This is a genomic window from Candidatus Angelobacter sp. (genome assembly GCA_035607015.1).
Taxonomy (GTDB): Bacteria; Verrucomicrobiota; Verrucomicrobiia; order Limisphaerales; family AV2; genus AV2.
Genome location: DATNDF010000235.1, coordinates 1 through 22,256 on the forward strand (window position 1 = coordinate 1; position 22,256 = coordinate 22,256).

The 22,256-nt window shown below is 58.8% G+C and carries 20 protein-coding genes and 1 tRNA gene; 11 read left to right on the forward strand and 10 right to left on the reverse strand.

The annotated features are described in order from the left end of the window. Both VN887_09580 and VN887_09585 read left to right on the forward strand, forming a co-directional pair. Nucleotides 1-718, forward strand: a 718-nt coding sequence (locus VN887_09580) for a hypothetical protein (GenBank protein ID HXT40262.1), incomplete at its 5' end; no start/stop codon positions are given. 87 nt (nucleotides 719-805) lie between these two features. Continuing rightward, nucleotides 806-2,836, forward strand: coding sequence for a UvrD-helicase domain-containing protein (locus tag VN887_09585; GenBank protein ID HXT40263.1), 2,031 nt, complete (start codon nucleotides 806-808; stop codon nucleotides 2,834-2,836). 166 nt (nucleotides 2,837-3,002) lie between these two features. On the opposite strand, the gene VN887_09590 is transcribed toward VN887_09585, so the two are convergent. The 3 genes from VN887_09590 to VN887_09600 form a co-directional block, all read right to left on the reverse strand. Then, nucleotides 3,003-3,656, reverse strand: a complete 654-nt coding sequence (locus tag VN887_09590) for a phosphoribosyltransferase family protein (protein ID HXT40264.1) — start codon at nucleotides 3,654-3,656, stop codon at nucleotides 3,003-3,005. A 62-nt stretch (nucleotides 3,657-3,718) separates the two neighbouring features. Further along, nucleotides 3,719-5,365, reverse strand: a complete 1,647-nt coding sequence (locus VN887_09595; protein ID HXT40265.1) for a hypothetical protein — start codon at nucleotides 5,363-5,365, stop codon at nucleotides 3,719-3,721. A 29-nt stretch (nucleotides 5,366-5,394) separates the two neighbouring features. Beyond that, nucleotides 5,395-6,132, reverse strand: a complete 738-nt coding sequence (locus VN887_09600) for an ABC transporter ATP-binding protein (GenBank protein ID HXT40266.1) — start codon at nucleotides 6,130-6,132, stop codon at nucleotides 5,395-5,397. A gap of 168 nt (nucleotides 6,133-6,300) precedes the next feature. On the opposite strand from VN887_09600, the gene VN887_09605 reads away from it, so the two are divergent. Together VN887_09605 and VN887_09610 are read left to right on the forward strand one after the other, a co-directional pair. Next, the gene (locus VN887_09605; GenBank protein ID HXT40267.1) at nucleotides 6,301-7,101 is read left to right on the forward strand and encodes a TIGR00266 family protein; all 801 of its coding nucleotides are present in this window, start codon (nucleotides 6,301-6,303) and stop codon (nucleotides 7,099-7,101) included. Nucleotides 7,102-7,162: 61 nt separating this feature from the next. After that, complete coding sequence (locus VN887_09610) at nucleotides 7,163-8,119, forward strand: efflux RND transporter periplasmic adaptor subunit (GenBank protein ID HXT40268.1); 957 nt, start codon at nucleotides 7,163-7,165, stop codon at nucleotides 8,117-8,119. A 108-nt stretch (nucleotides 8,120-8,227) separates the two neighbouring features. Here VN887_09610 and VN887_09615 read toward each other — a convergent pair whose 3' ends face one another. Then, nucleotides 8,228-8,734, reverse strand: coding sequence for a MarR family transcriptional regulator (locus VN887_09615; GenBank protein HXT40269.1), 507 nt, complete (start codon nucleotides 8,732-8,734; stop codon nucleotides 8,228-8,230). 150 nt (nucleotides 8,735-8,884) lie between these two features. Here VN887_09615 and VN887_09620 point away from each other — a divergent pair, with 150 nt between their 5' ends. From VN887_09620 to VN887_09645, 6 genes are all read left to right on the forward strand, one after another. Further along, nucleotides 8,885-11,221: a PQQ-binding-like beta-propeller repeat protein gene (locus VN887_09620; protein HXT40270.1), complete on the forward strand. Its 2,337-nt coding sequence runs from the start codon at nucleotides 8,885-8,887 to the stop codon at nucleotides 11,219-11,221. Nucleotides 11,222-11,256: 35 nt separating this feature from the next. Then, nucleotides 11,257-12,879: a PQQ-binding-like beta-propeller repeat protein gene (locus VN887_09625; GenBank protein HXT40271.1), complete on the forward strand. Its 1,623-nt coding sequence runs from the start codon at nucleotides 11,257-11,259 to the stop codon at nucleotides 12,877-12,879. Between the two features lie 163 nt (nucleotides 12,880-13,042). Beyond that, complete coding sequence (locus VN887_09630; protein HXT40272.1) at nucleotides 13,043-14,116, forward strand: hypothetical protein; 1,074 nt, start codon at nucleotides 13,043-13,045, stop codon at nucleotides 14,114-14,116. 115 nt (nucleotides 14,117-14,231) lie between these two features. Continuing rightward, the gene (locus VN887_09635) at nucleotides 14,232-15,182 is read left to right on the forward strand and encodes a sugar phosphate isomerase/epimerase family protein (GenBank protein HXT40273.1); all 951 of its coding nucleotides are present in this window, start codon (nucleotides 14,232-14,234) and stop codon (nucleotides 15,180-15,182) included. Between the two features lie 130 nt (nucleotides 15,183-15,312). Continuing rightward, a tRNA-Pro gene (locus VN887_09640) sits at nucleotides 15,313-15,390 on the forward strand. A 102-nt stretch (nucleotides 15,391-15,492) separates the two neighbouring features. Beyond that, on the forward strand, nucleotides 15,493-16,770 hold the full coding sequence (locus tag VN887_09645) for an MFS transporter (GenBank protein ID HXT40274.1): 1,278 nt from the start codon (nucleotides 15,493-15,495) through the stop codon (nucleotides 16,768-16,770). A gap of 227 nt (nucleotides 16,771-16,997) precedes the next feature. Here VN887_09645 and VN887_09650 read toward each other — a convergent pair whose 3' ends face one another. After that, nucleotides 16,998-17,573: a hypothetical protein gene (locus VN887_09650; protein ID HXT40275.1), complete on the reverse strand. Its 576-nt coding sequence runs from the start codon at nucleotides 17,571-17,573 to the stop codon at nucleotides 16,998-17,000. Here VN887_09650 and VN887_09655 point away from each other — a divergent pair. Next, complete coding sequence (locus VN887_09655; GenBank protein ID HXT40276.1) at nucleotides 17,554-18,903, forward strand: response regulator; 1,350 nt, start codon at nucleotides 17,554-17,556, stop codon at nucleotides 18,901-18,903. The genes VN887_09650 and VN887_09655 overlap by 20 nt on opposite strands. A 54-nt stretch (nucleotides 18,904-18,957) precedes the next feature. Here VN887_09655 and VN887_09660 read toward each other — a convergent pair whose 3' ends face one another. The 5 genes from VN887_09660 to hisF all read right to left on the reverse strand — a co-directional run bounded on the left by VN887_09660 (nucleotide 18,958) and on the right by hisF (nucleotide 22,230). Beyond that, nucleotides 18,958-19,482, reverse strand: coding sequence for a hypothetical protein (locus VN887_09660; protein ID HXT40277.1), 525 nt, complete (start codon nucleotides 19,480-19,482; stop codon nucleotides 18,958-18,960). Next, the gene (gene hisI, locus VN887_09665) at nucleotides 19,482-19,871 is read right to left on the reverse strand and encodes a phosphoribosyl-AMP cyclohydrolase (protein HXT40278.1); all 390 of its coding nucleotides are present in this window, start codon (nucleotides 19,869-19,871) and stop codon (nucleotides 19,482-19,484) included. Before hisI ends, VN887_09660 begins: the two co-directional genes overlap by 1 nt. An 84-nt stretch (nucleotides 19,872-19,955) precedes the next feature. Next, on the reverse strand, nucleotides 19,956-20,312 hold the full coding sequence (locus VN887_09670; protein HXT40279.1) for a DMT family protein: 357 nt from the start codon (nucleotides 20,310-20,312) through the stop codon (nucleotides 19,956-19,958). Nucleotides 20,313-20,350: 38 nt separating this feature from the next. Next, nucleotides 20,351-21,394, reverse strand: a complete 1,044-nt coding sequence (locus VN887_09675; GenBank protein HXT40280.1) for a DUF3644 domain-containing protein — start codon at nucleotides 21,392-21,394, stop codon at nucleotides 20,351-20,353. Between the two features lie 62 nt (nucleotides 21,395-21,456). Then, nucleotides 21,457-22,230 (reverse strand): imidazole glycerol phosphate synthase subunit HisF, encoded by a 774-nt coding sequence (gene hisF, locus VN887_09680; GenBank protein ID HXT40281.1) that lies wholly within the window; start codon nucleotides 22,228-22,230, stop codon nucleotides 21,457-21,459. Between the last annotated feature and the right edge of the window lie 26 nt (nucleotides 22,231-22,256).

The following is a 22,256-nucleotide window of genomic DNA, read 5'->3' on the forward strand; positions in this document are numbered from 1 at the left end:
GAAGTACAAGGATTATCTCGCTCTCGACGCGCGTTACCACGATCTGGAACACACGCTGCAAGGCACGCTCTGCATGGCGCGTTTGCTGCATGGGCGGCACCAGGCCGACGCCCGGCCTGCGGTGGGGCAGCGGATGTTCGAACTGGGGTTGCTCGCGATCCTGCTTCACGACACCGGGTACCTGAAAAAGCGGGATGACCCCGGCGGAACCGGCGCCAAATATACGCTCACGCACGTGACCCGCAGCGTGCAATTCGCCGAGCAACTGCTGGAAGAAAAAGATGTTCCCCTCCGGGAAATCCGCATGGTGCAGAACATGATTCGATGCACCGGCGTAAATGCGAACCTGGCCCTCATCCCGTTTCAAAGCGAAGTCGAAAAGATCGTCGGTTTTGCCCTTGGCACGGCGGATCTGCTCGGGCAGATGGCGGCGGAGGACTACGTGGAGAAGCTCCCGATCCTTTATTCCGAATTCGACGAGTCGGTCCGTTTTTACGAGGGTAAAATGGCGTTGACACAGAGTTTTTCCAACGCGGACGATCTGGTGCGCAAAACGCCGGATTTCTGGTCGAAGTACGTCCTGCCCAAGATCAACAACGAGTTCTGGGCCCTTTGCCGCTTTCTTAACAAGCCGTACCCCAACGGCCCGAACGATTATCTGCAGCGAGTCGAGGCCAACATCGAAAAAGTGCGCCGCCAGGTGGCAGCGGTGGCGTGATTGCCCGCAGGGGCGCCGGTCTTTCAACGCGAGGGGTGGATTTCTTTTTCCTTTTGCGTTCCTCAATTTGTCCGTTGAATTCCCCGCGTGTCACGCGACTACGTGCTGCAACCATTCCGGGCGCCGGTCAATCTCCAGATTGATTACGCACGCGAACTGAATCCGCAGCAGCACGCGGCTGTCATCGCACCACCGGGCCCGTCGCTGGTCATCGCCGGCGCGGGCGCGGGCAAGACCCGCACACTCACCTACCGGGTCGCGTTTTTACTGGAACAAAGCGTTCCGGCCGACCGTGTCCTGCTGCTTACATTCACCAACAAAGCCGCCCGGGAAATGATGGGCCGCGTCAGCGACTTGATCGGCGGTGACACTTCATCGCTCTGGGGCGGCACGTTCCACTCCGTGGGAAACCGTGTTTTGCGGCGGCACGCCGACCTGGTGGGCTACCAGAGGGATTTCACCATTCTGGACCGCGAGGATGCGAAAGATTTGATCGCTGCATGCATAGACGAGGCGGACATTGACATCAAGGCCACGCGTTTTCCGAAGGCGGATGTCCTCGGCGATATTTTTTCGCTCGCTCTCAACACCGGGAGACCGATCCCGCAAATCCTTGAGGAGCAATTCGACTACTTCACCGCTCTGGCGCCACAGATCGAAGACATCCGGCAGCGGTACGTGAAACGCAAACGCGCCACGAGCGTGATGGACTTCGACGACCTGCTTGTGCTCTGGCTGGGCCTGCTCCGGGATCACGCTGAAATTCGCGAATATTACCAGCGCCAGTTCCAGTTCATTCTGGTGGACGAGTACCAGGACACGAACAAACTCCAGAGCGACCTCATCGATCTCCTGGCAGCGCGACACCACAACGTGATGGTGGTGGGCGACGATTCGCAGAGTATTTACTCGTGGCGCGGCGCGAACTTCCAAAACATTCTCCAGTTCCCGAAACGTTATCCGGAGGCGAAGACCTACAAGATCGAGACGAACTACCGCAGCACGCCGGAAATCCTGTCACTGGCCAACGCCGCCATCGCGGCCAATGTACATCAGTTCGCCAAGCAACTGACGCCCGCGCGCAAATCCGGAGTGAGGCCTGTGGTTGTTCCGTGCGGCGACACCATGCAGCAGGCGGCATTCGTCGCGCAGCGTGTGCTCGAATTGCGTGACGAGGGCGTCAATCTGCAGGAGATCGCAGTGCTGTACCGGTCGCATTTTCATGCGCTCGAACTTCAACTCGAGCTCACGAGGCGCAACATTCCGTTCAGCATCACCAGCGGCATCCGTTTTTTTGAACAGGCGCACATCAAAGACGTGGCATCGTACCTCAAGCTGGCCTGCAATCCGCGCGACGAACTTGCCTTCAAGCGCCTGTCAAAGCTCCTTCCCGGCATCGGGGGCAGGAGTGCGGACAGGATGTGGAGCTCTTTCAGCGCGCGGCAAGGAAGCCGGGAGGCAGGGCAAGAGACGAAGCATCCGATTGCGACCGCGCTGCAATCGTGCGCGAGCGGCGTGCCGAAGAAGGCAGTGACGGCCTGGGCGCAATTTGTGACCACCATGGCCCAGCTCGAAGATCCGTCGGTTCGTGGCAACCCCGGGAAAATGATCCGCCTCACTCTCGAAGCCGGTTATGAGGATTATCTGAAGGAGCGCTTCGCGAACTACCGCTCGCGGCAGGAAGACCTCGATCAACTCGCCGGTTTCGCGCGGCAGTTTTCGACCACGCAGGAATTCCTCACGCAACTGGCGCTGCTCACCAATCTCGAGGCCGAGGACGACAAGCCCGTGTCGGCCGACACCGAACAAATCCGGCTTTCGACGATTCACCAGGCCAAGGGCCTTGAGTTTGGCGTGGTGTTTATCATCATGCTGTGCGACGGGCTGTTTCCATCGTCCCGCTCGCTGGAGGACGTGGAAGATGAGGAGGAGGAACGCAGGCTGTTTTACGTCGCGATCACACGGGCAAAGGACGAACTGTATCTCAGCCATCCACTGGTCCGCTTCACGAAGGGCAAAGGAAGTGACCCCCTGCAGCAACCCTCCCGCTTCCTCAATGAACTCCCTGCCGGGCTTCGTGACGAATGGAACCTGCGCTCGTTTAATCCGTACGGTTGAATGGACCAGGGTCTGAACGCGTTTTGTTTTTGGTCGCGGGTCGTTCTGGAGACGGTTGGATGACCGATGACCCATGTTTGACAGGTGCGCTCGCCATGACTTTATCATTGAATCCCTCGGCACCCGGCAAGTCTCAAACCGAAAACATCATTTGGCCGGATTGATTCTAACCCGCCGTTCCCAGAATCTTCATTACTTCCTCATCCGTGGTTTGCGGGAAACTCCGGTAGTAACGACCCACGGCGTCGAACCCGGGGTCAACCAGGAGCGCCAGAACGCTGTCTGCAACGCGGGTCAGCCGGTCGGTCGAGTTTTCAGACGCCACCGGAACCGCCACCGTAACCCCGTTCGCCTGGCGCGTCTTTGCGGAGCGGACGGCCACTTCCATCGTCGCGCCGGTCGCCAGGCCGTCGTCAACGATCAACACCGTCTTGTCTTTCAGCGAGGGTCTCTCCGGTCGGAGGAATTTGGCGCGGTATCCGGCGAGCCGCGCTGTTTCCTCGGCGATGACTTCCTGGAGCGCCTCGGCGGGCACTCCGGTCTGCGCCAGGACCGCGTCGTCCAGCACCAGCGTGCCATCCTCGGCCAGCGCGCCGACAGCGAACTCGCGGTGCCGGGGATGTCCGATCTTGCGAACCAACAGCGCCTCCAGAGGACGGTGCAGAATGCGGGCGACTTCGGCCGCGATCACCACTCCACCGCGGGGCAAACCCAGAACCAGGTCTGCCTGGAGGTTGTTCCGGGCAAGGTAACGGCCCAGTTGTTGTCCGGCGTCGATGCGGTCGGCGAAAGTCATGATGTCGGCCCGGGATACTGACATACTTCGCGGGTTTGGCGATCCAGAAAGGCCCGGCCTTTTTGCGAGCGCGACCCGCAGTGCGGTTAATGCGAAAGTCCGGAAGCCGTTTTCGTTGCGGGAACCAGATCGAATCGCCCGCGATTAAAGCGGCGCGCGTAGAACATCACTCCCAACGCCAACCACGCACACAAGGCCGCCAATGACGCCAGGACCAACCCGGGGCTGGTCAAAAGGACGAAGGCACCACCCATTCCGAGGAGGACCAGAATGAACGTCACGACAGCCGCAGCGAAGCCGAACCTGCCGGTGTCGTTGCTGGCAGCGGAAACCGGAGCAATGGCCAGGATGACCTGCGCGAGGAAACCGACAACGACGATCCGCCAACCGTACAGAGCCGCCGCGGCCAGACTCAACTTGAGCGAATTTATCGCCAGGAGGATGACCAGAGCGGCGACGGGAAGACTCAGAGCATATCGCATCGTGTTGACTTTAAGAACAGAGCGAAACAATTCCCAAAATCCGATAGGGTGAAATGAATACAGAGGGGGTTGTTGACCGGCTGCAGAGACGGTCGCAAAACCGCGCCAGTTAGCGGAGTTCCCCGTGATCAGTAAATACACTCCGCAAAATGCCAGAAACGTGAGGTCAAATCCCAGGTGTGCGATCACGAAGCGCACGAGGACAAACAGGATTGCGGCTGAGATCAGAAAGTTCCGGAATCTTCGTGTCCATCTCGGGTTCGCCGCAACTAGGAATTCCGCAACGGTACGTTCGCGGATGGTGAGCATGGATGCGACGAGCCGTTCGACCCACCCGGTGTCTCGCCAGTTTAGGTGTTCGAGGAAGCGCCGGTTGCGGACGTACGACTCCACGTCCGTGGGCGCTTGAATGAACCGGTCCACGTGCTCCTGCCACGGAGAAGCAGCGGCCTCTCCCGTGGCCGTGGCTTTGCGTGCGGCGGCGAACTGTTTCTCGTCGAGGACGTAAGCGTGACGAATCCGTCGGTAGGCCGCGGGAAACACGACGAGCACGGCCCCGGCCATCACGGAGGGCAATGCGTCGTGCGCCAGTCCAGTGTCGCCGGCGATTCCCATTGCGTAGAGAATCCAGCCGACGGGTGGAATCCAGAACGCGAATCCGCTCAGCCAGTTCACCAGCGCCAATTGTCTCCACCCGAAAATCAGCAGCCCCACGGCAAAACCGCCGAACAACAGCATTGGCAGGTAAAGGAGCCGCCGGGGCCACCACGCGAACAGACAGGTTGCCGTCGCGAGCACGAACACCCACTGCAGGATGCCCAGCAACGTGCCCGCGATGAGGCAATCGAGGCGGCAGCCGACGTGATAGGCCAGCGCGGAGTAGGCGGCGAAGAAATCCAGAGAGGACCAAATAGAGTTTTGTATCCAGGACTTCCACTGCACTTGAAAAATCTGCCCGTCAGAAACCGGCAGATGATTAAAGACGTTCAGGACAGGCGAGAAATAGAGGGCCGCGGTCAGCTGATTTGCGCGCAGAAATGCCAGCGTCAGCGACCACAGCCAGATGAACGCAATGATCAGAGCAACGGGCCGGCTCGCTTGCATGAACAGCGGCAGCAAAGCCGGCAGAATGAAGAAACGATAAGCCCAGGGCCGAATGATCGTCTGCCGACGACGGGCTTTTCGGGCTTGTTTGCATTCCCGGCGCAAGGTTGGCGACGCCCGGACCTCGGCCCGCACACGTCGCTTCATTGTCCTCTCAAACGATTTCCAACGTAGCCTCAAGCGCTGTCCTCCTCGCGAAGTTGACTGAAGATGTCGTCCAATGCGGAGGTCGAAGACAAGCGATCACTTCGAAGTTCAGCCGTCGGCATGAACGCGCGGATTTGTCCGCGATGAATCACACAGATGCGGTCTGAGAAGCGCTCCGCGGCGTCGAGTATTTGTGTCGAGTAGATGATCGTCCGGCCACGTGCCGCACCTTCGCGTGCGCGCCGTTTGAAGGCACTGATGCCGTTGGGATCCATGCCGGAGGCGAACGGCTCATCCAACAACCAGACTTCGCAATCCACTGTCAGCAAAGCGACCAAGGCCGCTTTGTACCGCTGTCCCCGCGAAAGTGTGCCGAACGGGGCGTTCGCCAGCGGCAACAGGTCGAACTCGCGCAACAGATCAAGCACACGCTCCTCAATTTCCGCGCCGTCGAGGCCGTACAGGCGCAGCGTCATTCCCAGATGCTGCAACGGAGACCACTCATCAAACACTGGCGGAAAATCCGGCAGAAACAGAAAACGCTGCCGCAGGTCGAGCCGCTCGCGAAGAAACTGTTCTCCATCGTAGAGCAGCTTTCCCTCATCAGGTGCTGCAATGCCTGCAAGACAGCGCAACAGGGTCGTTTTCCCCGCTCCGTTGGGGCCGATCAGCGCCAGCACCTGTCCCGGCTCGATGGTCACCGAAACCGAGTCGAGCGCGCGCAATGATTTGAACTTCTTCCCGACCTCCTGAAGCTCGATTTTCATACGGTGACGCTCCGAATGGCACGCGCACTCAATCGCAGTCGGTTTCGTGACGCAAGAATTATCCGGCCGGGCCCGGTCGCCGTGTTACAAATGCGGCGGCGCTTTTGTAGCTGTCAACGCCTCGGTCGGACGGTAATCTGCGCGCGAAACAACGATTCATTTACGACTATGAACACAATGCACGAAGTGGATTACAAAGTTTACGGCGATGACATGCAATATGTGGAGGTGGAACTCGATCCGATGGAGGCCGCCGTCGCTGAGGCCGGCGGCATGATGTACATGGACGACGGCATCGAGATGGAGACGATTTTCGGCGATGGCTCGCAGCAGAACAGCGGGTTTCTCGGTTCGTTGATGAGCGCGGGCAAGCGATTGCTGACCGGTGAATCGCTGTTCATGACCGTTTTCCAGAATCGCGGGACGGGCAAAAAGCGCGTGGCGTTCGGAGCGCCGTATCCGGGCAAGATCATTCCGGTCCATCTCGCCGAAGTCGGCGCCGAACTCATCGCGCAAAAGGACGCGTTCCTCTGCGCGGCCAAAGGCGTGAGCGTCGGCATCGCATTCAACAAGAGAATCGGCGCCGGTTTTTTTGGCGGCGAAGGTTTTATCATGGAGCGGTTGCAAGGCGACGGTTGGGCGTTTATCCACGCCGGCGGCACGATCTATCAGCGCGACCTCGGCCCCGGCGAACTGTTGCGCGTGGATACCGGCTGCATCGTCGCCTTTCAGCCGGGCGTTGACTTCGATATTCAATTCGTCGGCAAAATCAAGTCGGCGCTGTTCGGCGGTGAAGGCCTGTTCTTCGCGACTCTGCGCGGCCCGGGCCGCATCTGGCTGCAATCGCTTCCTTTCAGCCGGATGGCTGACCGGATACTCGCCGCCGCACCCAAAGCCGGTGGTCATGGACGTGAAGAGGGATCCATTCTCGGCGGCTTGGGGCGGCTGATCGACGGCGACAACTCCTGAACGCCGACGGGGGCGCTGCCCGGATTGCCGTGAGACGGGAAGGCTGCTATTTTCGCACGACGTGAACAAAATCATTCGCATCACCGCGGGCGCTCTTTTTGTCTCCTGCGTTTTGACCTCCTGTTCCCGGAATGACAAAGCCGCCTCGGCGTCAGGAACGATTGACACCGACGAAGTCCACGTTGCCTCACGCTACGGCGGCCGCGTGGAAAAAACCCTGGCGCAGGAAGGGGACGCGCTTAAATCCGGCCAGACGATTGCCGAACTCGACGCCGCCGAGTTGCAGGCGCGGCGTGATCAAGCTGCCGCGGTGCTGGCGGAATTGGAAGCCGGGCCGCGCAAAGAGGAGATTGCCGCCGCTCGACACGACTGGGAAGCGCTCACGGCGGACCTGGACCTGGCGACCGCGGACGCGCGACGCGCGGACCAACTGTTTGCCAACAGGACGATCGCGGAAACGGAACACGACCGGGCCGCCAGTCGCGTGAATGTTTTGCAACAGAGCGTCGCGGCGGCGAAGAGCCGCTATGATCTGCTGATGGCCGGCACGCGTCCGGAGCGCCTCGCTCAAGCCCGTGCGCAACTCGCCGAGATCGAAGCGCAGTTGCGCGAAATGCGGATCGTAGCGCCGGCGGACAGCGTGCTCGAAGTCTTGAGCGTGAAGCCGGGCGACGTGCTTGCGCCCAACCGAGAGGTGGCGACGTTGCTCCTGCCGCAGCATCTTTGGGTGCGTGTTTATGTGCCCGAGCAGTGGCTGGGTCACATCAAACCCGGCGATGCTGTCAAGGTTCGCGTGGATTCATTCGAGAACAGGGAATTCCAGGGCACGATCGAGCAGATCGCGCGCGGCGCTGAATTCACGCCGCGCAATGTTCAGACCGTCGAGGATCGCATCAAACAGGTGTTTGGAGTGAAGGTGCGCCTGGACAATCGCGACGAGCTATTGCGCGCCGGGATGTCTGCGGACGTAGTGTTCTCCAACATTCCCGCGGACTTGAAAACGGCGGGCTCGAATTAGCGGATTCACCGCCGCTCACACAACAGCGGCGCAAGTTTCTGTGGCGATCGAGACGGTGGAGAGATTGGAGAAGGACATTCGATCGGGACCAGTCGGCCGACCGTCGCGCTATTTTCCCCGCTTCGGTGATTTGTCGGCCGCGTCGCGGCAGGCGTCGGCGACGAGCGCCAGGTGTTCGAGAAATTTTTCCCGTTCCTCCGCCGGCAGGACACTGAGTGCTTCAGCCTGCAGCGCAAGGGCGGCTTCGCGCGCCTTCCCGTACTTGCGCCGACCCTCGGGTTTCAGGTGAAGGCGGTGCGCGCGCCGGTCCTTTTCGTGCTGCCGGCGTTCCAGCAAACCGGAGCGCTCCATCCGTTCCAGTAGCGACGCCACGGTGTTGGGGTCGCTGCCCATGTGCTCCGTGAGTTCGCTTTGGGTGATGCCGGTGCGCTCGAGCAGGGTACGCATGACGGTGAACTGGTCTGGCGTGATGCCGAGGTGGGCGACGCGTCGGCGGAATGCCTGATTGAGCCCGTACCATGCGTGGCGCAACAGGATGGGCAGGCGGCGCCGGCCGGGGGCATCAAGGGGAAGGGGGCGGGCGGGCGGGGGTTTTCGGGCGGCGAAAGAGGGCATGGCAAAGTTTGAATGGGGCTTGATAATTATACGTATAGGTATTATTAACGATTGCAAACTTTCCTGTGGTGTAGAATAGTCGCGGGCATTGAGGAAAGAAAATTTGTTTTATTCTTTCGAGACGTTGAACATTACGACCGGAACACGACCATGAAAATTTCACGCTCGTCCGTTGCCGCCGCTCTCAGTCTCGCGGCGGTGTGCCAGTTCGCCACGCCATCCGCGACAATGGCCGCGCCCGTCGAGGGCTGGCTGACCTGGCGCGGTCCGAACCAGAACGGCACTTCAAACGAAAAAAATCTCCCCGACAAAGTTGACCCCGCCAAACCGCTCTGGACTGCCGCCCTTCCCGGCCAATCCACCGCCGTCGTGGCCAACGGCAGGGCATTCATCATGGGCTACATTGGTGACGGTCCGGACCTGCAGGAGGTGGTTGTGTGTTTTGATGCCGAGACCGGCAGGCAACTTTGGCAGCATGGCTACAGCGATTTCCTCAGCGACATCATTTATCATCGCTACGCCACGGCCAGTCCGACGATCGACCCCGAGACGGGGAACGTCTATGTGCAGGGAACGCAAGGAATTCTCACCGCACTCACGCCGGACGGCAAGAAGCTGTGGGATGTGTCCATGATGGAGCATTATGGGCGGTTGACGTTCCCGAACGGACGCACGGCTTCGCCGCTCATTGACAGGGATCTCCTCATCACGCGGGGCATCACGGCGAACTGGGGCGCCCAAGGACCGGGCGGCGACCGGTTTTACGCGTTCGATAAAAAGACGGGAGCACTGGTGTGGGCGTCATCTCCGGCGGACCGGCCGCACGACAATTCATTTTCGCTGCCGGTGCTCGGCTGGCTCGAAGGCAGGCGTGTTTTTTTCACCTCGTGCGGCGACGGGAGCATCGTCTGCGTGAACGCCCGCACCGGCGACCCTCTTTGGCGCATTCCGCTCTTCAAGGCCGGCATCAATTCATCGGTGCTGGTTCACAACAATGACAAGATCATCGCGATCTATGGCACGCCCTACGAACCTGGCCAGATGGTGGCGATGAAGATTCCGCGCGTGATGCCCGCGAATGGATCGGCTGGCCCGGTCGTCGTCCCTCGATCCGAAGTTGAACTCTGGAGCAACGAGCTGCGGACCTCCACCAGCTCGCCGATACTGGTGGGCGACACGGTCTATCTGACGAGCGAAGTGGGCAACCTCGCCGCGATCGACGCGAACAGCGGGAAGATTCTCTGGAAGCTCAAGCTCGGCATCGAGCAGCGCAACGCCTGCCCTGTTTATGCGGATGGCAAGCTGTATGTGCCGATGCTTAACGAGCCGGGCCAGAAGGAGGAAGGCGCTGACGAGACGTCGGGCGGCAAGGGCGCATTCTACATCGTGAAGCCCGGCGCGACGGGTGGCGAAGTGCTTTCGCACGTCGCGCTCGAGGGGCGTTGCTTCGGCGTGCCCACGGTTTACAACGGTAAAATCTATGTGCAGACGAGCAAGAAACTCTATTGCTTTGGCAAGAAGGGAAACAATCCGGGTCTGCCACCCGCGGCAGCCGGGGAAAAATGGCCTGCCGCCGGTGCGGCCACGCAGTTGCAGGTCATTCCCTCGGAAGTGTTGCTCAAACCTGGCGAGGTCGCGTCTTTCCACGTGCGTTCGCTTGATGCAAACGGCTTGACGGTTGAGGAGCGCATTGATCCGAAAGCGATCAAATGGACTCACTACATTCCACCCACGGCGAAGGTGCGCGCGGCCATGAAGGGCGAGTTTAACTCGGACGGCAGATTTGTCGCAGCGATGGATTCCGCACCGTCGGCCGGGGCATTCGAGGCAACTTACAACGGATTGAAGGGCTACTTCCGCGGCCGCATCCTTCCCGGCCTGCCGATCAAACAGGATTTCGAATCCTTCCAGTTGAGCGAGACCACGACGAACAATGTCGAACCGCCGACGAAGTTTGCATACCCGCCGTTGCCGTGGATTGGCGCGCGGTTCAAATTTGACGTGCGCGAAAAGGACGGCAATAAGTGCCTGGTGAAGACCATCGAGAACCGGTTCTTCCAGCGCGCGACCGTCTTCATGGGTGATCCCGATTTGAAGAATTACACCATCGAGGCCGATGTGATGAGCGAAGGCAACAAGCGCAAGATGTCCGACGTGGGACTGATCAACCAGCGCTACAAGATCCTGCTCAAAGGCAACGAGAAAAAACTGGAGATCAATTCCACGGACGATTTGTTTCGCTCCAGCGTGCCGTTCAACTGGTCGCCAAACGTCTGGTATCATCTCAAGACGCGAGTGGATGTTGCGTCAGACGGTTCGGGGGTGGTGCGCGCGAAAGTCTGGCCAAAGAGCGAGGCGGAGCCGTCCGCCTGGACGTTCGAGGTTCCGCACAAACACGCGCACCAGAACGGCTGCCCCGGGCTCTTTGGCTTCTCACCGCAGGACATGCGGGTATATCTGGACAACATTTCGGTGACTGCGAACTAAGATTCTCCGCGCTACGTTTCAACCGAGCAACGCAAATGAAAACTGGCAATCCACACTACGCGATTTTGACCTTCCTGATCGGCGCCTTTGGCGTCGGCCCGCTGTCGCACCCGTCTCTCGGCGGGGACTGGCCGCGCTGGGGCGGCAATGACCCGGGCCGCAACATGTATTCGACCGCCAAAGGGCTGCCGGACCGTTTCGATCCCGGTAAGCCGAAGCCGGGCACCGATGACATTGATCCGAAGACGACCAAAAACGTGAAATGGGTGACCAAACTCGGCTCGCAGGCCTACGGCAACGTTGTCGTCGCCGGCGGCAAGGTTTTCATCGGCACCAACAACGAAAATCCGCGCGACCCGCAGCACCAGGGCGACCGCAGTATTCTTCTTTGCCTGGATGAAAAGACGGGCGAGTTTCTCTGGCAACTGGTGGTTCCGAAGCTTGCCTCCGGCAAAGTCAATGATTGGGAAGGTCTCGGGCTCCTCTCCTCGCCGTGCGTCGAAGGTAATCGGATTTACCTTGTCACGAGTCGCTGCGAAGTCATTTGCCTCGACACGGAAGGCATGGCGAATGGGAACGACGGCCCGTTTATGGACGAGGCGCAATACGTGGCGGGCCCCGGCAAACCCAAGGAGAAAATCGGGCCGCACGACGCCGACATCATCTGGGTCTACAACATGATGGACGAACTCGGCGTGTTTCCGCACAACGCGTCCAACTGTTCGGTGCTGGTGGTCGATGATCTGGTTTACGCCTGCACTTCCAACGGACAGGACTGGTCGCATGTCAATATTCCCTCGCCCAATTCACCCAGCTTCATCGCTCTGAACAAGAAGACCGGAGAATTCGTCGCCGAGGACGACGCGCACATCGGTCCGCACATTTTCCACGGACAATGGAGTTCGCCGTCCATGGGCGTGGTGAACGGACGGAAATTGATTTTCTTCGGAGGTGGCGACGGTTACTGCTACGCGTTCGATGCCAAGCCCGTCAAGGAAGGCGACTCGACGTATCTCAAGGTGGCCTGGAAATACGACTGTAATCCGCCGGAACGGAAGAAATTCAAATATCCGGCGGCGGAAGGCCCCAGCGAAATCAATGCAACGCCTGTATTTTTCAAGAACAGGGTGTATGTCGCCGTGGGTCAGGATCCGGAACATCAGGAAGGCGTGGGCATCCTGACCTGCATTGACGCGACGAAGACCGGCGACATTACGAGCACGGGCAAAATCTGGAGTTACGACAAGATTAATCGCAGCATCTCCACGGTTTCGATCGATCCCAACACCGGGCTGTTGTTTGTCGGCGATTTCTCAGGCTTCGTCCATTGCTTCGACTCCGAGACCGGCAAACCCTACTGGACATACGACATGAAGGCGCACATGTGGGGATCGACGCTGGTCGCAGACGGCAAGGTTTACTGCGGTGATGAAGACGGCGACTTTACGATCCTCTCTGCGGGAAAGGAAAAGAAGGTTCTCAGCGAAGCGAATCTTGGTGCGCCGGTCTATTCGACTCCCATCGTCGCCAACGGTGTCATTTACGTCGCCAGCAACGACCATCTTTACGCGATCTACGACGCGGCGCGTAACGCCCCGATCAGCGACCGGCCGCCCAAAGTGGATTTGGATCTCAACAAACCCGGCGGAAAGAAATGATTGGAGCGCGGGCCGGATCTTTACCCCGTTGCGATCCCACCGCACCTCCGATGAAACCCGTGGTGCCATGGCGTGCTGCCTTTCAACCCCCGTCGCCGGGTAGTCCGCTGGAAGGCAGAAATTCAATATCGACAACCGCGAACCTGAAATCGAAAGCCCGTTCATGACTGTTGACTTAACCGCCATCAAAGCCGCGCAGGAAAAACTTGATGCCCATCTGCGCGAAATCATCCAGTGGCATTTCTCGCCTGAAACCGGTTGTCCGTTCTGGCTTGATTGGTCGAAGAAACACTTCGATCCGCGCAAGGAGATGAACAGCTTCACTGATTTGCTGAAGTTCCCGCATTTCCAAGACGAATCGTTGCGGGATCTGCAACCGGAAGTCTGGGTCCCGGCACCGTTCAAAGGAAAGCCGTTCAATATTTTTGAGACCGGGGGAACCACGGGAATGCCGAAACAGCGGATCGGCTGGAATGACTACAAGGTGGACTACGAAGAATTCTCCGGGAAGATTTCAGATGAGCATTTCCCCCGCGGCGGCGCGTGGTTGATGGTGGGACCCACGGGACCACGACGCTTGCGCCTTGCGATCGAGCACCTCGCAAATTTCCGCGGCAGCTCGTGTTACTTCGTTGATCTGGACCCGCGCTGGGTGAAAAAAATCATCAGCGCGAAGCAACTCGACCACGCGAAGGCGTACATGGAACACGTCGTGGACCAGGCGGTCACGATTTTGAGGCATCGCCGGATCGCCGGGTTGTTCACCACGCCGAAATTACTGGAAGCGCTTGCGGAAAAAATCAATTTGTGGGAAGCGGGTATTCGCGGAGTGTTTTGCGGGGGCACCACCATGGCGCCGCAATACGTGCGGTTCATCGTCGAGGAAGTGCTCGAAGGCCGCATCGGGTTCTATCCGACCTACGGCAACACTCTGATGGGCCTCGCCGCCAGTGTTCCCCTGCGCGCAGAAGACAACTTTTCCATCACCTACTACGCTCCGCAGCCGCGCGCGGTTCTGCGGGTCGTAAACTCGAACAAAACCGACGAAACCGTGGCCTACGGTTCCTGGGGCCGCGTTGAACTGACCACACTGACCAGGGAGTTCTTCATGCCGCGCTTCCTCGAACGCGACGAGGCCATCCGCCGTGAGCCGCGCGCGCCCTATGCCTGGGACGGTGTCGCCGAAGTTCGACCGTTCGGCGCCATGGAGAAGCAGATTGTCGAAGGCGTGTATTAAGGAGGTCGGAAAGAACGCCTGCCGGATCACGCGCCGGTCCAGCGCGAAGAGGACGGATCGTCGGAATGCAAAACCAGGACTGGCAAAAGACCGCCAGGGTTGTTTTACTCCCTTTATGCAAACGGTCTCTCGGCGGCGGTTCCTCGAATCCACTCTCCGGGCGGGCGTTGCGCTCTCCGGCGTTTGCGTGCTGGATACCGATTTTCTTCGGGCAATCGAACCCCTCAAGCGCACCGGCAGTCCGTGCCTGCGTCTGAGCCTGGCCGCGTACTCGTTCCGCGATTATTTCAAAGATACCAGCCATAAGCGCGAGGCCAGTACTGATCCCGCCAGACACATGGACCTCTTTCAGTTTATTGACTTCTGCGCCGGGCACGGCTGCGAAGGCACGGAACTGACGAGCTATTATTTCCCGCCGAACTTCGGCCATGATTTCCTGATCCAGATCAAACGGCACGCCTTCCTTCGCGGCATCGCGATCAGCGGCACGGCCGTGGGCAATAACTTCATCATGCGACCCGGTGAAAAACGCGACCAGGAAATCACGAACGTGAAGAAATGGATCGATCACGCATCGGTCCTGGGCACGTCCCACATCCGCATCTTCGCCGGATCCGCGCCGGCGGGCATGTCTCCCGACGAGGCCAAACGACTTTGCGTTTCCGCCATCGAGGAGTGTTGCGACTACGCCGGCGGCAGGGGGATTTTTCTCGGACTGGAAAATCATGGCGGCATCGTCGCCACCGCCGGAGAGATTCTGGAAATCGTTCGCGCGGTGAAAAGCCCGTGGCTCGGCATCAATCTCGACACCGGTAATTTCCAGACCGACGATCCCTACGCCGATCTGGTGAAAATCGCGCCGTATGCTGTCAACGTGCAGATGAAAGGCGAAGTGCATCCGCGTGGCAGGGGCGACGAACCGGCCGACCTGCCGCGTCTGGTCAAAATCCTTCGCGACGCCAGCTATCAGGGCTATGTGGCCCTCGAATACGAATCAAAGGAAGACCCGTGGACGGCGGTGCCGCGGTTGCTGAAACGGATGAAGGAATTGTTTGAGGCGGCATGAATGGACGGAGGTAATCGCCTGGGGCATTGGCTGGGCACTTCCGGCATTGACCTGCATTTGAAACGGAGCTCGGAAAGCAAAAGAATCGTTGCGCCGCGAGCCCGTTGTGTATAATACCGTGCCGCCGAGTCGGAGCGTAGCTCAGCCTGGCTAGAGCACTTGCTTTGGGAGCAAGACGTCGCAGGTTCAAATCCTGTCGCTCCGACCACTTTATTTTCGCAGCGTTTTCCCTCGCTCAATTGAATAAAGTGCGTGCGCTTCCTGCGTCGCTCGAATAACGTCGGGCCGAAAATCACCCGCAGCACCCAGCATGAGCGACCCAATTGTGCAGTCCGCCGACCCAGACCATTCCCCGCACACCGCCTTGGGTGTCAGCAACGCGCGGCGTTGGACGATTGTCGGGCTGTTGTTCACCGCGTCGCTCATCAATTACTTCGATCGCGCCACGATTTCGTTCGCGTTGCCACTCATATCGAAGGAATTGCACCTTGGTCCCGAAATCAAGGGCGTGCTGTTGTCCGCGTTTTTTTGGTCCTACGCGTTGATGCAGATCCCGATGGGCATTTTCGCCGACCGGATGAATCTTCGCTGGTTGTATGCCGGTGCCTTTGCACTGTGGTCGCTTGCACAGGCATCAATGGGATTTGCCACGGGGCTGGCCGCGCTGATCGCGTTTCGAGTGGTGTTGGGTGTCGGGGAGGCGATCTACCTGCCTGGAGGTTCGAAAATTGTAAGCCTGCTATTCAGGCCCTCTGAACGCGGCCTGCCCTGCGGGTTGTTTGATTTCGGCACGCGGACAGGATTGTTTATCGAAGCGCTGTTGATTCCGAAAATGCTCGAGGATTACGGCTGGCAGGCAACCTTCATTCTGGTCGGGTTCGCCGCGTTGCTTTGGCTTGTTCCCTGGCTGTTGGTTGCACCACGAAACCTGCGTGATTCACGGATAGCCCGCGGCGATCTGGCTGCCCGCCCCGGCGTTCTGGACAGCTTCAGAACTCTCTTGCGCAGCCGTAATCTGTTGGGTGTTTGCCTTGGCTTCTTCTGCTTCGACTACTACTGGTATTTCCTGGTCAACTGGCTGCCTGATTACCTTGTGACCGTGCGCCACCTGCCATTGCGCACCACTGGCATCATGGCCGCCCTGCCCTTCTTGGTTTTCGGGGTAAGCGAACCGATTGGCGGATGGATCGCGGACCGGCTGGTTCGGGCCGGTTGGAGCGAAACCATCGCCCGCAAAAGCGTGGTAACGGTTTCGTTTTTGACAGGGCTTTGCCTGATTCCTGCCGCGCGTGCGAACACGCCCGAAGGCGCGATCGCGCTAATTGTTGACGGCTGTCTTGTCGGGCTGGCGAACGGCAATCTGCTCGTGATCTTACAAAGTTGCGCTCCGCGGACCGACATCGGCATCTGGACGGGCGTGTTCAATTTTGTCGGCAATATCGCCGGCATTCTTTCGCCCATTATCACGGGGTTCCTCATTCAGCAGACTGGCTCTTACACGTCGGCGTTTGTCCTGGCCGCCCTGCTGATTGCCATCGGGCCGTTGGCATTCTGGTTTATTGTTGGCGAACTGAAACCGGACCCCTGATGCAGCGTGTTTCATCCGGACGAATCGGTTCGCGCTCCATTGCAATCCACCTGCTCGTCAAGGCGCGAATCCCGTTGAACCCTCCTCCGAACCTGGGCCGGCTGCCGCCGCCGTACCCTCGCCCCACGCCATTCGTTTTGACTGCAACGAACTTTCTGGCGTGTTTGACAACATCGACACGGATCCTCCGTAGATGTTCAGATTGATTCCCCGCTGCTCGGCGGCGATCACCAGAGAAACGATTTCTGTTCCGCGATCAGTTGGTCTCCCTCCCACAGAGTTGCGCGCCAGGCGATCACTTCGCCGGCTTTGCGGTAGGATTCAGAGTCGAGCAGGAGTGAACTCCAGCGATTATACCAGTGATTGCGTTGCACGGTCTGCTCCAAAAGGAACGGCTTCGCTTCTTTGCTGCCGCGGATTTCGACTTGGAGCTTCAATTGCGACCAGTCCGTTGCTTTCGCCTTCCACTGAACGTCGAAGCGGAGGCCGGCGCATTTGTCGGGGTTCTTGCGCAGGAATGACTGGTAGGCGTCGCGCTCGTAAAGACTGGGTGAGAGCGTGTGGCGACCGTCACGGTCGAGCAGGTGGGGCAGCACCTTGATGATTCTTGCGCCGGCAGCCTCCGCGTCGAACGCGAATCCCGCCAGGATCACCATCGGCAGCATCTTCCACCAGCGCACGGGAAAAACCGTAAACGGCGCCGGCACGAAACTCAACGCTGATTTGCCGGTTAAGTGCTTGTTCTTTCCCGATAAAAATGGAAGCATCCGGCAGCGTCTCCAGATGAAAACGATTCTGGTCATTGATGACGATGCCAGTTTCCGCAAGTTGATGGGCAAGTGGCTGACGGTTGCGGGCTGGAACGTGCTCGAAGCCGGCGACGGAGACGGCGGCATTCAGCTCGTCAACGAGCACCAGCCCGACGCGGTGGTTTGCGACCTGCTCATGCCGGGCTGCAACGGGTTCCAGGTCTGTCGTGCCATCCGGGAACGGGGAGGCAACATTCATCAGCCGAAAATCATCGTCACGACCGGCAGCGGTTATGCCACCGACCAGCAGAATGCGATGGAGGTGGGCGCGGACGAATACCTCGTCAAGCCGTTCAAAGGCGACGATCTGCTCAGGATATTGGAGCGCCAGCCGGTGCGTCAGGCGGCCGTGGCAGCGGCGCCCGCGCCGCCCTCGAAGCCACACGCCAGTTTGCCGCCGGATCAGCCGCCGCGGGTCAAGTTCTGGGGCGTGCGCGGCTCGATTCCCACGCCGGGTCCGGGCACCGTTCAGTACGGCGGCAACACTTCGTGCGTGGAAGTGCGGGCCGACGGCGAGATCATCATCCTCGACGCGGGCAGCGGAATGCGCCGGCTCGGCCTGGCGCTCGCCGAGGAATTCAAGGATCAGCCCATCGATCTCACGCTCTTGATCACCCACACGCACTGGGACCATATCCAGGGATTTCCCTTTTTTGTTCCGGCCTACAATCCGCAAAACAAACTGCGCATCCTCGGCTACGAAGGCGCGCGCAAGGGTCTGTATTCCACGCTGACGTATCAGATGGAAAGCCCGTACTTTCCGGTGAGCCTGCAGCACATGCCGGGCAACATTGACGTGACCGAATTGAAAGAGCTCGAATTTCACGTTGGCAAGGTGCGGGTGGAGGCCGCGTTTGTGAACCACCCCGGCGTTTGCGTGGGGTATCGTTTGTTCACCTCCGCCGGTTCCATCGCTTACCTGCCGGACAACGAACCGTTCCAGCGGATGCGCTCACATCCGGGCGGGCAACAGACCTCGGACCGCCTCGAAGCACTGAAATACGCCAGCGAACAGGACCAGAAGGTCATCGAATTCCTGAAGGACGTGGAGGTGCTGATCATCGACGCGCAATACGACGACGCTGAATACCAGTCGCACGTCGGCTGGGGGCATGGTTGTGTCGAGGACGTCGTGGCGCTGGCGATCTTCGCCCGGGTCAAACAGCTTTACCTCTTTCACCACGATCCCGACCACGACGACGCGCAGATTTCCAAAATGCTGGGTTGGGCGCGCCAGCTGGTGGCAATGCACGGCGAGGCTCTTGCGGTTGACGCAGCCCGCGAAGGCCTGGAGTACGTCCTCAAGCCCGCCGCACGATCTTGAGGCGCGACTGGCCCGACCGTCCGGCGGTCCGACGCGGCGTCAAAGGGCCGTTCCTCAATGCATAACGCGTCGGATGCGCCAGAACGCCAGCAGGGAGTAAAAGGCCACCGCCACCGCGTACCCGATGATCCCGAATCCAACCGCAAACGGGATCGACGAGTCACCCGCGAAGTACACCAGCGCACCACCGACGCCCGCCGTGAGCGTTGTCTGGCCAAACAGACAAAACAGGTAGAGCGGCAGGCTCGCGTGGCGCAACTGTTCGACGTGCCAGTCCCGATAGTTTTCCTCACCCAGAGAACGCATCAGCCAGGCGGCCTGAAAATTTCGTGCCGCGACCAAAACGCTCGTGGTGCCGATGACTGTGGCCGCCATCGGCCAGACGGCAAAGAACCCGCACAGAACAAGGTTCAGCGCCGCGCCCCATTTCCAGCCCAGTTTCTTCGCGAGCGGATTGCCTTCCAGCACCATGTTCGGCGTGGCGACCCACGTGCTCAGAAAATCCGCGCCCCGGCTCACCAGCAACAGCATCAGAAAAAAGAAGTACAGGTTGCTGCCGATTGGAACCAGATCGTCCATTACTTTTTCCCGTGGGCCTGTTCCGGCGGAACGAGCACCGGTTCGGTGGTATTGAAGCCGGCGCCGCCGCTTTCCACGGAACGGAAAAAGCAGGATTTATAACCTTCGTGGCACGCCGCGCCGGTCTGCTCGACCTGGATCAAAAGTGTATCGCCGTCACAGTCGAACGCGATGTCCTTGACCGTTTGCACGTGGCCGCTGGTTTCCCCCTTCATCCAGAATTTCTGGCGCGACCGGCTCCAAAAACAGGTCCGGCCGGTTTCAACGGTCTTTTCCAGCGAGGCGCGGTTCATCCAGGCCATCATCAGGACGCGGCCCGACTTCTGTTCCTGGATGATCGTGGGGATCAGTCCGTTCGAATCGAATTTCAATTGGTCGTAAAAACTCATAGTTTTTCACCGCGGCGGCGCGGAGACGCAGAGAATAAGCGGAAATGAATTCTTTTCAACCCTGCGCCTTAGCGTCTTCGCGGTTTAATCTTTTGGGAGAAATGTGAACGCCACCGCCGCCAGGATGCAGACAAACGCGGCCAGGTGATTCCACCGGATGCGCTCGCCGAGATAAAACATGGCGAACCCGCAAAACACCGTGAGCGTGATGATTTCCTGGATGATCTTGAGTTGAGTGGCGGAATACACGGAGTTGCCCCAGCGATTGGCCGGCACCTGCAACACATATTCAAAGAATGCAATGCCCCAACTCGCGAGGATGACAAGCAGCAGCGGCTTGCTCTTGAACTTCAAATGCCCATACCACGCGAACGTCATGAAGACATTTGAGCCGCACAACAGCACAATAGGAAACCAACGGGTTTGGATGAGAGTGTCCATGATATTAAAGCAAAAGACTGTACGAATTTTCAATAGGCCTACTGAGTAGGCGTCGCCTGCATTTTGTATAAAGAAGTGTATTCTGCGTCATCCTTCACTTTTTCGACTAAGAAATCCACCCAAGTTTCCGTGTAGCCGTAATCACGGTGCAGCGAATCATACACACAGAATTCTGGATTCGTCGCGTGCGGATTGGGATCACCGAAGGCGGGACGCGCTTTGTATTTTTTCCAACATGCGGTATGTGTGCCGGAAGTAAATCTGTCTACTTCACGTCCCACTCGGACCACCTTTGGGTTGCCAAGTTTTTGCTGCACTTTTTTCACGATCGCTCCGGCTTTCATTAGATTGAGATTCAATACCTGGACCTGCTTGACCTTTACGATTGCCGCCAACTGATTGATTTGTTTCTTTTGCTCGTCGGAAAGCTTTTCATAATGGACGAACTGGATTGGCGTCGCGTTTTCACTTTGGTGATTTGCCACCTGAATCAAGAAGGCCTTGAAAGCGTATTTGCCGCTAGCTTGGATTTCTGGAGATATTGTGGAGCGATAGCGTTGAATGAATTCCACAATCGGCTTTGAAGTCCGATTACGTTTCACCGCGTCCACAAGACTTTCTGCGGATGGGAAAAGTTGCAAAGAGAACGAGAGGCTCTCACGAATGCAAAACTTGGCCCCAAACTCCTTCTCCAGTAGTTCATCGAAATTCAAAAGTAGAGCTTGGCATTCCCCGAATATAGAGCTGTCCAACTCAGGCATCGAGCGGTGCTCAATCTTATTTCGTAACGGGATGAAAAATTCTAGATTCTTCCTAACGGGATTTCCACTGTCGTTCCCGTAATACCGGCGGAGGCACTCATCCAATTCCCAATGTTTGAAATCACCTTCGATTCTTTCAAACCTCCTGTTCGGTTTCCGATAGAACGGCTTGATTTTTCTCCTGAAAAAGACGGCGTGGAGCAACGATGTCCAAGCAATAACCATGAGGCAAATGTAACCACCGGATTTGAAGTTTACAGCAGGCTTGTTGTAAATCTCCACGGCAAGCAGGGCCGAATCCGTCGCCTTTTCAAGGGACATTCTTACTTGCCTTGGCAGTCCTCTCATACGCTTTGTCAGTGGGCGAGTAGATATTTAACATTTCAAATTCGCACCGGAATATTCTGCTTCGCCAAAAACTGTTTCACCTCGCCGACGGTGTAAGTGCCGAAGTGGAAAATACTCGCGGCGAGGACGGCGTCTGCTTTGCCTTCGAGCAGCACCGCAGCCATGTGCTCCAAACTGCCCGCGCCACCACTGGCCACGACCGGCACGCCAACCGATTCGCTGACTCGGCGCGTGATGACGAGATCGAAGCCCGCTTTCGTGCCGTCGGCGTCAATCGAGTTCAGCACGATTTCGCCCGCACCGAGCGACACAGCGCGTTTCGCCCACTCGACCGCGTCGAGGCCGGTGGCTTTGCGTCCACCCTGAGAGAAGACCTCCCATTTGTCCGGCGCCACTTTTTTGCAGTCGATGGAAACGACGATGCACTGGCTGCCGAATTTTTCCGCGCCGGCGCAAATGAGACCGGGCGTGGCCAGCGCCGCGGAGTTGATGCTGACCTTGTCCGCGCCCGCGCGCAGCATTGATTGCATGTCATCCACCTCGCGGATGCCACCGCCGACCGTGAGCGGCATGAAACACTTTTCGGCGACGTGTTCGATGACCTCGACCATCGTCTTGCGTCCGTGCGCGCTGGCGGTGATGTCGAAGAACACCATTTCGTCGGCGCCCTGTTCGTTGTAGCGCAGGGCGAGCTCGACCGGATCACCGACGTTTCGCAGTTCGCCGGCTTCGGCCTTGCCGAACCGGACGCCGCGGGTGACACGGCCGTCATGCACGTCGAGGCACGGGATGACGCGTTTGGCTAGCATGTGTCAAATCATCAACTGTCGGGTCG

Bases quoted from the DNA above. Each gene is read 5' to 3' on its own strand.
- VN887_09660 (HXT40277.1), bottom strand. From the start codon at position 19,482: ATGGACGATCTGGTTCCAATCGGCAGCAACCTGTACTTCTTTTTTCTG.
- VN887_09635 (HXT40273.1), top strand. From the start codon at position 14,232: ATGCAAACGGTCTCTCGGCGGCGGTTCCTCGAATCCACTCTCCGGGCG.
- VN887_09650 (HXT40275.1), bottom strand. From the start codon at position 17,573: ATGACCAGAATCGTTTTCATCTGGAGACGCTGCCGGATGCTTCCATTT.
- VN887_09655 (HXT40276.1), top strand. From the start codon at position 17,554: ATGAAAACGATTCTGGTCATTGATGACGATGCCAGTTTCCGCAAGTTG.
- VN887_09670 (HXT40279.1), bottom strand. From the start codon at position 20,312: ATGGACACTCTCATCCAAACCCGTTGGTTTCCTATTGTGCTGTTGTGC.
- VN887_09590 (HXT40264.1), bottom strand. From the start codon at position 3,656: ATGTCAGTATCCCGGGCCGACATCATGACTTTCGCCGACCGCATCGAC.
- VN887_09630 (HXT40272.1), top strand. From the start codon at position 13,043: ATGACTGTTGACTTAACCGCCATCAAAGCCGCGCAGGAAAAACTTGAT.
- VN887_09645 (HXT40274.1), top strand. From the start codon at position 15,493: ATGAGCGACCCAATTGTGCAGTCCGCCGACCCAGACCATTCCCCGCAC.
- VN887_09625 (HXT40271.1), top strand. From the start codon at position 11,257: ATGAAAACTGGCAATCCACACTACGCGATTTTGACCTTCCTGATCGGC.
- VN887_09620 (HXT40270.1), top strand. From the start codon at position 8,885: ATGAAAATTTCACGCTCGTCCGTTGCCGCCGCTCTCAGTCTCGCGGCG.
- VN887_09600 (HXT40266.1), bottom strand. From the start codon at position 6,132: ATGAAAATCGAGCTTCAGGAGGTCGGGAAGAAGTTCAAATCATTGCGC.
- VN887_09615 (HXT40269.1), bottom strand. From the start codon at position 8,734: ATGCCCTCTTTCGCCGCCCGAAAACCCCCGCCCGCCCGCCCCCTTCCC.
- hisI (HXT40278.1), bottom strand. From the start codon at position 19,871: ATGAGTTTTTACGACCAATTGAAATTCGATTCGAACGGACTGATCCCC.
- VN887_09605 (HXT40267.1), top strand. From the start codon at position 6,301: ATGAACACAATGCACGAAGTGGATTACAAAGTTTACGGCGATGACATG.
- VN887_09675 (HXT40280.1), bottom strand. From the start codon at position 21,394: ATGTCCCTTGAAAAGGCGACGGATTCGGCCCTGCTTGCCGTGGAGATT.
- VN887_09595 (HXT40265.1), bottom strand. From the start codon at position 5,365: ATGAAGCGACGTGTGCGGGCCGAGGTCCGGGCGTCGCCAACCTTGCGC.
- hisF (HXT40281.1), bottom strand. From the start codon at position 22,230: ATGCTAGCCAAACGCGTCATCCCGTGCCTCGACGTGCATGACGGCCGT.